Consider the following 13,297-nt stretch of genomic DNA (forward strand, 5'->3'; position numbering starts at 1 on the left):
GGTGGCGCGGACAGTGCGCTGGGCTGTCGGGTTGGGGCTCGGGGCCGTGTGGTGGTGGGCCGTGCTGCGGATCGCCCTGGGTCAGGGCGCGGGCGTACTGGAAGGCGCCATCGCGGCCGGCGGGTGGGGGCTGAGCCTGCTGCCCGTGCACTGCGTGCCCAGGGGGCAGGCCGTGGGGGCCGTGCCGAAGGGGCGCTGGGTGTCAGCCTGGCGGGCGGGGGACGCTACCAGGGCATCGCCACACCCCCGTTCGGGCGAAGTATCTGACCGGTGGTGAACGCCGAGGCGTCCGACGCCAGGTAAAGCACCGCGTGAGCGACGTCGTCCGGCTCACCGACCCGGCCCAGCGGCGCCATCCGGGCCATCACACTCTCGGTGTGCGCCTGCGCCGCACGGTCGTGGCGGTCCGTCATCGGGGTGCGGATCCAGCCCGGCGCGATCGCATTGACCCGGATGCCGTACCGGCCGACCTCGGTGGCCAGCGTCTTGGTGAGCTGGACCACGGCCGCCTTCGCCGCGCCGTAGCAGAGCAGCCCGGGCCCGCCGGTGTCGATCGCTCCGGAGGCCATGGTGACGATGCTGCCCCGCGTGTCACGGGCCAGCATCGAGCGGGCCGCCTCCTGGCAGGCGTACAGCACGCCCTTGAAGTTGACGTTCAGCACCCGGTCGAGATCCTCGTCGCGGGTCTCCAGCACGGGGCTGCTGTGCATGATCCCGGCGATCGCCGCCATCACGTCCAGGCGCTCGCAGCACTGGACGGCCTCGGCGAGCCGGGCCCGGTCGGTGACGTCCAGGACATGGGCACGGGCCGTGCCGCCGCGTTTCTCGATCAGCTCGGCAGTGCCGTGCAGGCCGTCCGCGTCCCGGTCGGCGCAGTGCACCGTCGCCCCCGCCTCGGCGAGCAGCACGGCGGAGGCGCGGCCGATGCCGCCGGCGGCTCCGGTGACGAAGGCGGTGCGTCCGGTGAGGTCGTACGCCGTGAGGGGCATGCAGCGACGGTACGAGCGTTTCTGACGGATCGTCAATTAGCGGGACGGGATCGGTCTGGCGTGGGTGGAGCGGGCCGGGGCGCGGGGTTGTCGGAGGGAACGGATCCGCCGTCGCCGGGATGTGTGGTGGGCGGGCGGGGCACCTGGGGCCGGCCGCGGAGGCCGGAGGCCCCCTCGCGACGCCACGAAAGAGGTTACGGGCGACGGATCTTGCGGGCGGGGCTTCAGATGCTGCGGTGGGGCGGGCGGTCTCGCCGGAGTTGGGGTGAGCCGGAGGCCGGGGCCGGGCCCTGCTGGCAGGTGGGGCACCAGTAGGTGGGGCGCTCCCGGGAGCCGTCGCCCTGGTCGGCCACGCGGACCGGGGTGTGGCAGCGCAGGCAGGGGCGGGGTGCGCGGCCGTAGACGAACAGGTCGTGCCGGTGCAGGCCCGTGGTCTGGCGGACCGGACGGTCGCGGTTCGCCTCCAGGAGCCTCTTGGCGAGCGTGGGCAGCTTCTCGGCGCGGTCCGCGGGCAGTGCGCCCACCGGCAGCCACGGGGTCACGCCCAGCAGGAAGCACAGCTCGCTCTTGTAGATGTTGCCGATGCCGGCGAGGTTGCGCTGGTCGAGCAGGGCCTCACCGAGCGGGCGGCCGGGGTCGGCGAGGAGGTTGGCGAGGGCGCGCTCGGGGTCCCAGTCCGGGCCGAGCAGGTCGGGGCCCAGGTGGCCGACGACCCGCTCCTCCTCGCCCGTGCGCAGCAGCTCCAGCACCTGGAGCCGGTAGCCCACGGCCGTCCGGTCGGCGGTGCCGAGGATCGCCCGGATCTGGTGTGCCGGACCGCCCCGCCAGCGCTCGCCGGTGCCGTATACCTTCCACGCGCCCTCCATCCGCAGATGCGTGTGGAGGCTGAGCCCACCCTCGAACCGGGTGAGCAGGTGTTTGCCGCGCGGGATCGTGCCGAGCACCGTACGGCCCGTGAGGTCGACCGTCGCGTACTTCGGCACCCGGAAGTCGCTGCGGGTCAGCGTCTTGCCCGCGAGGCCCTCGTGCAGCCGCCTCGCGGCCTGCCAGACCGTGTCACCTTCGGGCATGCGTCAAGGGTGCCACGGCGAGGTGGGCGGTGGACGGGAGTGGTGGGGCGTCCCAAAGGGGCGCGGGACCCTGTCGATGTGCGGCTCCGCCGCGTGGGCGCGACCAGCCACGGCACGGCCGCTGCGGAAAGACGGCATACCGCGGCACGTCCACATTCTGCGGCATCCAGCGGAGCGTCACGCTCTCAGGCGCAGGCCGCGCGGTGTGGCCACGAAGCCCGCTGCTTCGAGAAGGGTGCCTGTCGGCGAGGTGAGGGCCTGGGCGCCGTTGATCCGCTCGACCGTGACCGTGCCGAGGGAGCCCGCACGGGCCGCCGCGGCCAGGGCCTCCGCGGCCGTACGGAGCCGGGGGTCGTCCGGGGCCGGAGTGTCCGGTCCGGCGGGCCAGGCCAGCAGGGTCTTGCCGCCGCGCTCCATGTACAGCGTCAGCTCGCCCTCCACCAGGACAACCAGCGAGCCCGCCTTGCGGCCCGGTTTGTGCCCGGCACCGGTCGGCGGCTCGGGCCAGGACAGGGCCGCGCCGTACGCGTTGGCGGGATCGGCCGCGGCGAGGACCACGGCACGTGGGTCGGGTGAGGCCGTGCTCGTACGACCGCCGCCGTACCCCCGGTGTGCCGGTGAGCCGTAGGAGGCGGTTCCGCCGCCTCGGGGGCCGCCGTAGCCGGGGGAGGCGAAGGGGTCGGCGAGGTCGCGGGGCGAGACATGGTCGCCGGGGGCGGGCGGGGGGTCTGCCGGTGGCCAGGTGAAGTCGCCGTCGAGGCCGGGGTGGGCGAAGCCGCCGTCCGACCCGTCGAAGGTGCCGGGGAGGAGGGGTTCGTGAGGTGCGCCATCGCTTCCGCCGAAGTGGTCCGGGAACGCCGGTGCGGCAAAGCCGTTCGAGAGACCCGGGAGGCCGTTTCCGGGGGCGGCGGCGGTCAGACTCTCGCCGCGGTCGCGGGCGTTGGACACCGCGCGGAGCCGGTCCACCGCGCCGTCCATGGCGAACTGGGCCGCGCCCAGGCCCTCGACCACATAGCCGCGGCGCGCCTGGCCGCTCTCCTCGAACGCGGACAGCACGCGGTACACCGCAGAGAAGCCGCCCTCGATCCCTTCCGCGGTGACCGCCCCGCGGGTGACCACGCCGTGCCGGTCCAGCAGGGTGCGGGCCAGCGCGTGGGCGCGCACGGTGGGGTCCGGCTCGGCCGTGGGGAGCAGGGACCAGCGGCCGGCGACGGTCGGCGGGCCCGTACGGGACGCGGTGCGTGCGGCGGCCGTCAGGGAGCCGTAGCGCCCGCGCGGGACGGCGCGCTTGGCGCGGTGGGCGGTCGAGCCCGCGGTCCGGCCGGAGCCCAGCAGGGAGCGCATCGGCGCGAGGGTGTCGTTGGTGAGCCGGCCCGACCAGGCCAGGTCCCAGAGAGCGTCGGCGAGTTGGGGGTCGGTGACGTCGGGGTGGGTGGTGGCACGGACCTGGTCGGCGATCTGGCGGAAGAACAGGCCGTAGCCGCCGGAGAGCGCGTCCAGGACGGACTGGTGGAGGGCGGTCAGCTCCAGGGGGTGGGGCGACGGGAGCAGCAGGGGGGCCGCGTCCGCCAGATAGAGGGAGACCCAGCCGTCCTTGCCGGGCAGGGCGCCCGCACCGGACCACACCACTTCGCCGGCGGCGGTCAGTTCGTCGAGCATGGAGGGCGTGTAGTTCGCCACGCGGGAGGGCAGGACCAGCTTCTCCAGCGCGGACGCGGGCACGGAGGCACCCTGCAACTGCTCGATGGCGCGCACCAGTCCGTCGATGCCGCGCAGGCCGTGCCCCTTGCCGATGTGCTGCCACTGGGGCAGGAACTGTGCGAGCGCGGCCGGCGGCACGGGCTCCAGCTCATGCCGCAGGGCCGCCAGGGAGCGGCGGCGCAGGCGGCGCAGTACGGCCGCGTCGCACCACTCCTGGCCGATGCCGGCGGGGTGGAACTCGCCCTGGACGACCCGGCCGTTCGCGGCGAGCCGCTGCAAAGCGCCCTCGGTGACGGCCACGCCCAGGCCGAATCGGGCCGCCGCCGTGGCCGACGTGAACGGGCCGTGGGTGCGGGCGTAACGGGCGAGAAGATCGCCCAGCGGATCCTTGACCGGCTCGGTGAAGGCCTCGGGCACGCCGACCGGAAGCGCCGTACCGAGCGCGTCGCGCAGCCGGCCCGCGTCCTCGACCGCCGCCCAGTGGTCGGCGCCGGCGATCCGGACCTTGATGGCCCGGCGGGCACCGGCCAGCTCGCGCGCCCACTGCGCATCCGCGCCCCGCGCCACCAGCTCGGCGTCGGTCAGCGGGCCGAGCAGTCGCAGCACATCGGCCACGCCCTCCACGTCCTTGACCCGGCGGTCGTCGCTGAGCCACTGCAGCTCGCGCTCCAGCTCGGTCAGCACCTCGGCGTCGAGCAGTTCCCGCAGCTCCGCCTGGCCCAGCAGCTCGGCCAGCAGCCGGGAGTCCAGGGACAGCGCGGCGGCGCGGCGCTCGGCGAGCGGGGAGTCGCCCTCGTACAGGAACTGGGCGACGTACCCGAACAGCAGAGATCGGGCGAACGGCGAGGGCGCCGGAGTGGTGACCTCGACCAGGCGCACCTTGCGGGACTCGATGTCGCCCATCAGCTCCGCGAGCCCGGGGACGTCGAAGACGTCCTGGAGGCATTCGCGGACGGCCTCCAGGACGATCGGGAACGAGCCGAACTCGCTCGCCACCTGCAGCAGTTGGGCCGCACGCTGGCGCTGCTGCCACAGCGGGGTGCGCTTGCCGGGGTTGCGGCGTGGCAGCAGCAGCGCGCGGGCGGCGCACTCGCGGAACCGGGAGGCGAACAGGGCGGAGCCGCCGACCTGGTCGGTGACGACCTGGTTGACCTCGCCCTTGTCGAAGGCGACGTCCGCCGCGCCGACGGGCGCCTGGTCGCTGTCGTACTCGGTGCCGGCCTTCATGGGCTCCTGGTCGAGCAGGTCCAGGCCCATCAGGTCGGCGTCGGGCAGGCGCAGCACGATGCCGTCGTCGGCGTGCATGACCTGCGCGTCCATGCCGTACCGCTCGGACAGGCGGGCGCCGAGCGCGAGGGCCCAGGGGGCGTGCACCTGGGCGCCGAAGGGGGAGTGGACGACGACCCGCCAGTCGCCGAGCTCGTCGCGGAAGCGCTCCACGACGATCGTACGGTCGTCCGGGACATGGCCGCAGGCCTCGCGCTGCTCGTCCAGGTACGACAGCACGTTGTCCGCCGCCCAGGCGTCGAGGCCCGCCGCGAGCAGACGCAGCCGGGCGTCGTCCTTGGGCAGCGAGCCGACCTCACGCAGGAACGCGCCCACCGCGCGGCCCAGTTCGAGCGGGCGGCCGAGCTGGTCGCCCTTCCAGAAGGGCAGTCGGCCCGGCACACCGGGCGCGGGGGAGACCAGGACCCGGTCGCGGGTGATGTCCTCGATCCGCCAGGAACTCGTGCCCAGCGTGAAGACATCCCCGACCCGGGACTCGTAGACCATCTCCTCGTCCAGTTCGCCGACCCGGCCGCCGCCCTTCTTCGGGTCGGAACCGGCGAGGAAGACCCCGAAGAGGCCGCGGTCGGGGATCGTGCCGCCGGAGGTGACGGCGAGGCGCTGGGCGCCCGGACGGCCGGTGATCTCGCCGGTCACGCGGTCCCACACCACGCGCGGGCGCAACTCCGCGAACGCGTCGGACGGATAGCGGCCCGCGAGCATGTCGAGGACCGCCGTGAACGCCGACTCGGGCAGTGACGCGAAGGGTGCGGCACGGCGGACCATGGCGAGCAGGTCGTCGAACTGCCAGGTGTCCAGCGCCGTCATCGCGACCAGTTGCTGCGCGAGCACGTCGAGCGGGTTCGCGGGCACCCTCAGGGACTCGATCGAGCCGGAGCGCATCCGTTCGGTGACCACGGCCGCCTGGACCAGGTCACCGCGGTACTTGGGGAAGACGACACCGGTGGAGACGGCGCCCACCTGGTGCCCCGCGCGGCCGACGCGCTGGAGGCCGGAGGCGACCGAGGGCGGGGACTCGACCTGCACGACCAGGTCGACGGCGCCCATGTCGATGCCCAGCTCCAGGCTAGACGTGGCGACCACGGCGGGCAGCCGGCCCGCCTTCAGGTCCTCCTCGACCAGGGCGCGCTGCTCCTTGGAGACCGAGCCGTGGTGTGCGCGGGCGATCACCGGGGGCGCGCCCTGGGCCGCTCCCGAGCCGCCCATCAGCTGGGCCGGGGCGTGGTGCTCGTCCAGGGTCTCGCCGGTCGCCCGCTCGTAGGCGATCTCGTTGAGCCGGTTGCACAGCCGCTCGGCGAGGCGCCGGGAGTTGGCGAACACGATCGTGGAGCGGTGGGACTGGACCAGGTCGGCGATCCGCTCCTCCACATGCGGCCAGATCGACGGTTTCTCGCCGCCTTCGGCGGCGTCGGCCGCGGGGGAGCCGCCCAGCTCGCCCATGTCCTCGACCGGCACCACCACGGACAGGTCGAACTCCTTGCCGGACTCCGGCTGGACGATCTCCACCTTGCGGCGCGGCGACAGATACCGGGCCACCTCGTCCACCGGGCGGACGGTCGCCGACAGGCCGATCCGGCGGGCGGGCTTCGGCAGCAGCTCGTCCAGCCGCTCCAGGGAGAGCGCGAGATGGGCGCCGCGCTTGGTGCCCGCGACCGCGTGCACCTCGTCCAGGATCACCGTCTCCACGCCCGTCAGCGCGTCACGCGTGGCCGAGGTCAGCATCAGGAACAGCGACTCGGGGGTGGTGATCAGGATGTCCGGCGGGCGGGTGGACAGGGCGCGCCGCTCGGCCGCCGGGGTGTCGCCGGAGCGGATGCCGACCCTGACCTCGGGCTCGGGCAGGCCCAGGCGCACGGACTCCTGGCGGATGCCGGTCAGCGGGCTGCGGAGGTTGCGCTCGACATCGACCGCGAGGGCCTTCAGCGGGGAAACATAGAGCACCCGGCAGCGCTTCTTCGGGTCGGCCGGGGGCGGGGTCGAGGCCAGCTGGTCCAGGGCGGCGAGGAACGCGGCCAGCGTCTTGCCCGAGCCGGTCGGGGCCACCACCAGCACGTCCGAGCCCGCGCCGATGGCCCGCCACGCGCCGGCCTGGGCCGCGGTGGGCGCGGAGAACGCCCCCGTGAACCAGCCTCGGGTCGCGGGGGAGAAGCCGTCGAGGGCTCGGTGTGCGGAGCTGACCATGCGTCCATCCTGCACCCGGCCACTGACAATCGCGCTGACCTGGGCATACGTCCCGCGGTGGGAAGTGGTCGGGAGCCAGGCGGGGACGGGAGCCGGGCGGCGCGGGCGGGGCCGGGAGTGAGGTGGTGGTGCGCGGAGTGAGCGGTGGCGGCTGCGGGTAGTGCCGGGGGGCGGCGGCGGTCGTGGGGCGGGGAGCGGACGAGGCCGGTCGCGGGCGCCGGGGGCGGAGAGCGGACGAGGTCGGTCGCGGGCGGCGGGCGGAGAGCGGACGAGGTCGGTCGCGGGCGGCGGGGCGGAGAATGGGCGTATGGCGGGTGAGGTTCGGCGGGGCGAGGAACGGACGGGCGGGGAGACGGGTGGGCGCCGGCCCGTGGAGCGTGCGCGGCACTGGCGGTACGCCGACCTGCCGGGCGTGGACCTGCTGCGGGCCCGGTACGTCCACAAGACGTTCGTCCGGCACACCCACGAGCACTTCGTGATCGCGGCCATAGCCGACGGCGTCGAGGTCTTCCACCACCGCGGCTCCGACGTGTCCGCGGGCGCGGGAGCCCTCGCACTGGTCAACCCGGACACGGCGCACACCGGCCGCGCCGGCGTCCCCGAGGGCTGGCGGTACGGCGCCGTCTACCCCTCACCCGAGGTGGTCGCCGCGATCGCGGCCGAGACCACCACCATCCGGGGCACGCCGGGTTTCCTCAGCCCTGTCCTCGACGACCCGTACACCGTGCGTCTGGTCCACCAGGTGCTGCGCGCCGCCGACGAGGGCAACGCCCTGGCCGCCGACACCATGCTGCGGATCGCCGTGACCAGGCTGCTGCGACGGAACGGCGGTCCGCTGCCGCAGCGGCCGGTCAGCACGGCCGGAGCGGGTGTCGCGGCACGCGCGCGTGCGGTGCTCGACGAGCGGATGGCCGAGCCGCCGACCCTGGAACGGCTGGCTACCGAACTCGGCACCAGCCCCTTTGCGTTGCTGCGGGCCTTCCGCGACTCCTACGGCATGCCTCCCCACGCCTGGCTGACCGACGCCCGCGTGCGCCGCGCGCGCCTTCTTCTGGACGCGGGCTCGCCTCCTGCCGAGGCGGCGGTGGCCGTCGGCTTCACCGACCAGCCGCACCTCAACCGGCACTTCACCCGGATCGTCGGGGTGCCTCCGGGGGCCTACCAGCGTGAGCGCACGGCATCCGGCCAGGGCGGGCGCAAGAACGTACAAGACCCGGGGTGAGGGATGTCCGTACCCTCCGGGGCGTGGCACAGCAGACAGCACTCGCGGACCTGACCGCCGACGGCGCGGACAAGCCCGACCGGACCGTCGTACGGGACGCCCTCGGCGTCGGCGTCGCCGTGGGCCTGTCCGGATTCGCCTTCGGGGTGACCTCGGCCGGCAGCGGGCTCGGACTGCTCCAGACCTGCGCGCTCAGCCTCCTGGTCTTCACCGGCGCTTCCCAGTTCGCGCTGGTCGGAGCGCTCGCCGCCGGAGGCAATCCGTTCACGGCGGCCGCGGGCGCCTTCTTCCTCGGCGTGCGCAACGCCTTCTACGGGCTGCGGCTGTCGCAGTTGCTCGCCCTCCCGCGCGCGGTACGGCCGTTCGCCGCCCAGTGGGTGATCGACGAGACCGCGGCGGTCACCCTGGCCCAGCCGACCCGGCGCGCCCGGCGGATCGGCTTCACCGTCACCGGGCTCACGCTGTACGCGCTCTGGAACCTCACCACGCTGCTCGGCGCGCTCGGCGCCAAGGCCATCGGCGACACGCGCGCGTGGGGCCTGGACGCGGCCGGGCCCGCCGTGTTCCTGGCGCTGCTCGCGCCGATGCTGAGGACGACCAGCGAGCGCGCGGTCGCGGGCCTGGCGGTCCTGCTGGGCCTCGGCCTGCTGCCCGTCCTCCCGGCCGGCGTTCCGGTCCTGGTGGCGGCCCTGGCGGCGCCGGTCGCCCTCGTCGCCGAGGGCCTTCGCGAGGGGCGTGGCCGGCAGGGTGTACGGCGCGGGCCGGGCCGGACGGGGGGACCGGCTGGACTCACCGGATCGGATGGAGTGACCCGGGTGGACCGGATGGACCGGGTTGACCGGATCAATGGAGCGGATGGGCCGGAGGACGGCGCCGTAGCGGAGGAGGACCGGTGAACACCTGGATCGCGATCGGCTTGACCGCCCTCGGCTGCTACGCCGTCAAGCTCGCCGGGCTGCTGGTGCCCGCTGGCGCCATGGAGCGGCCGTTCGTACGGCGGCTCGCCGCCCTGCTGCCCGTCGCCCTCCTCGCCGCGCTCACGGCTCAGCAGACGTTCGCCGACGGGCACGGGCTCGTGCTGGACGCACGGGTCGCGGGGCTCGGCGCGGCCGCAGTGGCGCTGGTGCTGCGCGCGCCGTTCCTCCTGGTCGTCGCGGCGGCCGTGGTGGTGACGGCAGGTGTACGGGCTCTCGGCGGATGACGCGGGACGGACGCCGGCCGGCGCGGCCCACACGCGTGGTGCCGCGCGAACCGGTCGGGCTCGGTCGGGGGCGGGCGGCCGTACGACGCCGGCTCAGCCCACGAAACGGCCGTACGCCCGCAGGGTGCGCAGTGCCTCGATCGTCACCAGGGGGCGTGCCTCCAGCGCGGGGGCCGGTGCCCACTGGCGCCACCGGATCGGCCAGCCGCCGTCGTCCTGCTGCTCGGCGGTCAGGTGGTCCAGGGAACGTGCCATCTCGTCGTCCGTGAACCACGCGCGCGCGAGTGACTCCGGGGTCCTGGCGAAGTCGTGCGGGAAGTGGTGCTCGCCGGGGGCGTAGCCGGACGCCACCGGAAACGCGTCGAGCCGGTCCGGGTCCAGGGCCGCGAGCCGTTGCTCCCGCACCAGGCGGCCGAGCCGGTCCGCGGCGGCCTCCGCGCGTGAGCGGTCGGGAGCGGAGTCGAGGAAGGCCACGGCGGCCTCCACCTCGTACGGATGGGACTTCTCCAGGGACTCCACGGCCTGCCAGCAGAAGTCGGTGGCCCGGAACAGCCAGGCGTGCCACACCTCGTTGCGGTGCAGCAGCCCCACCACCGGTCCCGTGGCCAGCAGCTCGCTGGCAGGGTCGTCGACGACCGGGACGAACGGTGCCACCGGATATCCGCGCTGGCTGGGATGGATCGCCGGCAGGGCGCCGTCCGCGGTGGAGACCGAGGTCAGATAGCGGCAGACGCGCTCGACCCGCTGCCCGCCGCAGCGCCCGACGGCGTCCAGAACGCGCAGCGCGTGCGCGGTGTGCAAGGGCTGGCTCACGGGACCGCGCAGGTCGGGTTCCAGGGCGTGCCCGTACCCGCCGTCCTCGTTGCGGTAGGCGTCCAGCGCCGCTTCCACCGCGTCCGGGGTGCCGTGCAGGAAGTGGTACGCGAAGAGGTGCTGCTCCAGCACGCGCGCGGTGAGCCACACGAACTGTTCGGCGCGGAAGAGCGGGGAGCGCGCCGGGGGCGTGGGAGGGAGTGGGGAAGCTCCTGTTTCGGCCATGTGTCAGACCGTAGGACGGAAAGCGGTCTCGGCAAGCGCTCCCGGCCGGGGCCCACCCCCAGGGGCGGGATACTTGAGTCATGCGGTTGACGGTCTTCTGGCAGCGAATGGCGGAACACTTCGGTCCGGGGTACGCCGACACCTTCGCGCGCGATCACGTCATGTCCGAGCTGGGCGGGCGCACGGTGAACGAGGCGCTGAACGCCGGCTGGGATGCGAAGGACGTGTGGCGCGTGGTCTGCACGGTCATGGACGTGCCCGGCGAGCGACACTGAACCACCGTCCGAAATGCCCTGATCGTCCGTGAAGGGGCCCGCCGTACGGCACCGATCGGTCACGAAGATCGCGGGTGGGCGCCGGTTGTCGGTGGCGTGGGCGAGACTTGGCCCGTGGCACCGATTGACGAGGACGACCAGCCGCTGACCCGGGACGCGGCACCGACCGGCACGACACGGCCCGAGCGGCCCACGGCCTCCGGCGCCGTCGCCGCGGTCGGCCGCATGCCGCGCTGGCTGCCGCGCGCCATGGTGCTCGCGCTCGCGTTGATCGCCGCGTTCCAGCTCGGCAGCTGGGCCTTCCATCAGCTCACCGGGCTGTTGATCAACGTGTTGATCGCGTTCTTCCTGGCTCTCGCGATCGAGCCCGCGGTGAGCCGGATGGCCGCCCGCGGCATGCGCCGGGGACTGGCCACCTTCCTGGTCTTCCTCGGGCTGACGATCGCCGTCGCCGGGTTCGTCACCCTGCTCGGCTCCATGCTGGCCGGCCAGATCATCAAGATGGTCGAGGGCTTCCCGCAATACCTTGACTCGCTCATCAACTGGATCAATGAGACCTTCCACACCGAGCTCCGGCGCGTGGACGTCCAGGAGGGCCTGCTCCACTCCGACTGGCTGCGCAAATACGCACAGAACAGCGCCGCGGGTGTTCTCGACGTCTCCGCGCAGGTGCTCGGCGGACTGTTCCAGCTGCTGACGGTGGGGCTGTTCTCCTTCTACTTCGCGGCCGACGGCCCCCGGCTGCGCCGCGCCCTGTGCTCCGTCCTGCCGCCCGCCCGCCAGGCCGAGGTGCTGCGCGCCTGGGAGATCGCCGTCGACAAGACGGGCGGCTATCTCTACTCGCGCGGCCTGATGGCACTCATCTCCGGCGTCGCCCACTACATCCTGCTCCAGGCCCTCGGTGTGCCGTACGCGCCCGTGCTAGGTGTCTGGGTGGGCCTGGTCTCACAGTTCATTCCGACCATCGGCACCTACCTCGCCGGTGCGCTGCCGATGCTGATCGCGTTCACCGTCGACCCCTGGTACGCGGTGTGGGTGCTGGTCTTCGTGGTGGTCTATCAGCAGTTCGAGAACTACATGCTCCAGCCCAAGCTGACCGCCAGGACGGTCGACATCCACCCTGCGGTCGCCTTCGGTTCGGTCATCGCCGGCACCGCGCTGCTGGGCGCCGTCGGCGCGCTGATCGCCATCCCTGCGGTCGCCACTCTCCAGGCCTTCCTCGGGGCGTATGTGAAGCGGTACGCCGTCACGGACGATCCCAGGGTGCACGGGCACCGCGGCCGGAGCCCGGGCGGCCCCGGAATGCTGGCGCGCATACGCCGGCCGCGGGCCGGGCAGCCCGAGCCGGAGCAGTCGTCGTAGACCGGTGTGCCTCGCAGGCGGACGTCGCGGGCCGGTGACGGGAGAGGAGGCGGTGGGCCGGTGCCGTCCCGGCCTTGTCATCGATACGTCAGCACCGCCCACGCTCCCGCACCGGCGACGGCCACCGCGTAGCAGCCGACCGCCGTGGCCACGATCCGCCGGCGTGTCCGTTCGCTCCAGGGCGAGTCGCTCCAGGGCCAGCGGGACAACAGCCAGGCCAGCGCGGGTAGGACGAGTACGGCGTGCAGGCTCACGCCGTGCAGGGGCTTGAGCGGGGCCGTCGAGGCGTAGGCGGCCTCCTGGTGGCCGGTGCGGGTCAGTACGACCCCGCGCGCGATCATCGCAGCCCCCGAGGCCAGTGCCACCAGCAGGATCGCGAACCCGGAGCGGACCGCGAGCGGCATGCCCGCCGGCCCTGTCGGCCGGTGCCGGAAGGACGCGACGGCGAACACCGTGAGCAGGGCGACAAGGACACCGCCGCCCACCGCGAGCGTCATGGACACCGCCGTGTCGAAGGGGGTCTCCATGTTCAGGTGCGAGGGCACCCGGCGCCAGGCCTGGAGGGTGATGCCGCCGACCTCCACCACACAGTCGGCGGCGAAGACGAGCAGCAGGGCCGAGCGCAGCCGCGGGCCGACGCGCAGATACGACGTGACCCACGTGATCGCGATCAGCGTCAGCCCGAAGGAGAGCCCGAAGGTGACGGGCTTGCGCCAGGAGACGGGACCGGCCCACGGGCCTCCGTCGACCGCGAACACCCCCAGGTGCACGAGACCGGACAGGACGAGGAGCAGCCCCGTCGCATGACAGAGGCGGTCGACGGCGCGCGGATTCTTCATGGGCCAAGGCTCTCCGGAGCGGCCCGCCCGGTCGTCGTCCGGCCGAAGACACCCGTTTTACGCCTCCGGGAGTAGCGACGCCGGGTGCCGCGGCACGGGTTCCGGGCGCCGCGTGGTGCGCTTGACACCAAA

At 73.8% G+C, this 13,297-nt stretch carries 10 protein-coding genes; 5 read left to right on the plus strand and 5 right to left on the minus strand.

Translation table 11 applies throughout. The features are described from left to right. Window positions 1-224 precede the first annotated feature (224 nt). The 3 genes from SRB17_RS31525 to SRB17_RS31535 all read right to left on the minus strand — a co-directional run bounded on the left by SRB17_RS31525 (window position 225) and on the right by SRB17_RS31535 (window position 7,228). Window positions 225-989 (minus strand): SDR family NAD(P)-dependent oxidoreductase, encoded by a 765-nt coding sequence (locus SRB17_RS31525; RefSeq protein ID WP_153543602.1) that lies wholly within the window; start codon window positions 987-989, stop codon window positions 225-227. A 224-nt stretch (window positions 990-1,213) separates the two neighbouring features. After that, window positions 1,214-2,059: an Fpg/Nei family DNA glycosylase gene (locus SRB17_RS31530; RefSeq protein ID WP_153543603.1), complete on the minus strand. Its 846-nt coding sequence runs from the start codon at window positions 2,057-2,059 to the stop codon at window positions 1,214-1,216. 177 nt (window positions 2,060-2,236) lie between these two features. After that, complete coding sequence (locus tag SRB17_RS31535; protein ID WP_153543604.1) at window positions 2,237-7,228, minus strand: ATP-dependent helicase; 4,992 nt, start codon at window positions 7,226-7,228, stop codon at window positions 2,237-2,239. A 307-nt stretch (window positions 7,229-7,535) separates the two neighbouring features. On the opposite strand from SRB17_RS31535, the gene SRB17_RS31540 reads away from it, so the two are divergent. The 3 genes from SRB17_RS31540 to SRB17_RS31550 are packed head-to-tail and all read left to right on the plus strand — an operon-like array spanning window position 7,536 to window position 9,651. Next, complete coding sequence (locus tag SRB17_RS31540) at window positions 7,536-8,450, plus strand: helix-turn-helix transcriptional regulator (RefSeq protein ID WP_153543605.1); 915 nt, start codon at window positions 7,536-7,538, stop codon at window positions 8,448-8,450. A gap of 23 nt (window positions 8,451-8,473) precedes the next feature. After that, window positions 8,474-9,346, plus strand: a complete 873-nt coding sequence (locus SRB17_RS31545) for an AzlC family ABC transporter permease (RefSeq protein ID WP_323376519.1) — start codon at window positions 8,474-8,476, stop codon at window positions 9,344-9,346. Next, window positions 9,343-9,651, plus strand: a complete 309-nt coding sequence (locus SRB17_RS31550) for an AzlD domain-containing protein (RefSeq protein ID WP_323376520.1) — start codon at window positions 9,343-9,345, stop codon at window positions 9,649-9,651. The genes SRB17_RS31545 and SRB17_RS31550 overlap by 4 nt, the downstream gene beginning before the upstream one ends. Window positions 9,652-9,744: 93 nt before the next feature. Here SRB17_RS31550 and SRB17_RS31555 read toward each other — a convergent pair whose 3' ends face one another. Then, window positions 9,745-10,689, minus strand: coding sequence for a hypothetical protein (locus SRB17_RS31555; protein ID WP_153543606.1), 945 nt, complete (start codon window positions 10,687-10,689; stop codon window positions 9,745-9,747). A gap of 80 nt (window positions 10,690-10,769) precedes the next feature. Here SRB17_RS31555 and SRB17_RS31560 point away from each other — a divergent pair, with 80 nt between their 5' ends. Together SRB17_RS31560 and SRB17_RS31565 are read left to right on the plus strand one after the other, a co-directional pair. Continuing rightward, window positions 10,770-10,964, plus strand: coding sequence for a DUF3046 domain-containing protein (locus tag SRB17_RS31560; RefSeq protein ID WP_153543607.1), 195 nt, complete (start codon window positions 10,770-10,772; stop codon window positions 10,962-10,964). A gap of 114 nt (window positions 10,965-11,078) precedes the next feature. Beyond that, complete coding sequence (locus SRB17_RS31565; RefSeq protein WP_323376521.1) at window positions 11,079-12,326, plus strand: AI-2E family transporter; 1,248 nt, start codon at window positions 11,079-11,081, stop codon at window positions 12,324-12,326. A gap of 77 nt (window positions 12,327-12,403) precedes the next feature. Here SRB17_RS31565 and SRB17_RS31570 read toward each other — a convergent pair whose 3' ends face one another. Then, window positions 12,404-13,165: a hypothetical protein gene (locus SRB17_RS31570; RefSeq protein ID WP_153543608.1), complete on the minus strand. Its 762-nt coding sequence runs from the start codon at window positions 13,163-13,165 to the stop codon at window positions 12,404-12,406. Window positions 13,166-13,297 lie beyond the last annotated feature (132 nt).

It is taken from the genome of Streptomyces sp. RB17, assembly GCF_009604455.1.
In the GTDB taxonomy this organism is placed as follows: Bacteria; Actinomycetota; Actinomycetes; order Streptomycetales; family Streptomycetaceae; genus Streptomyces.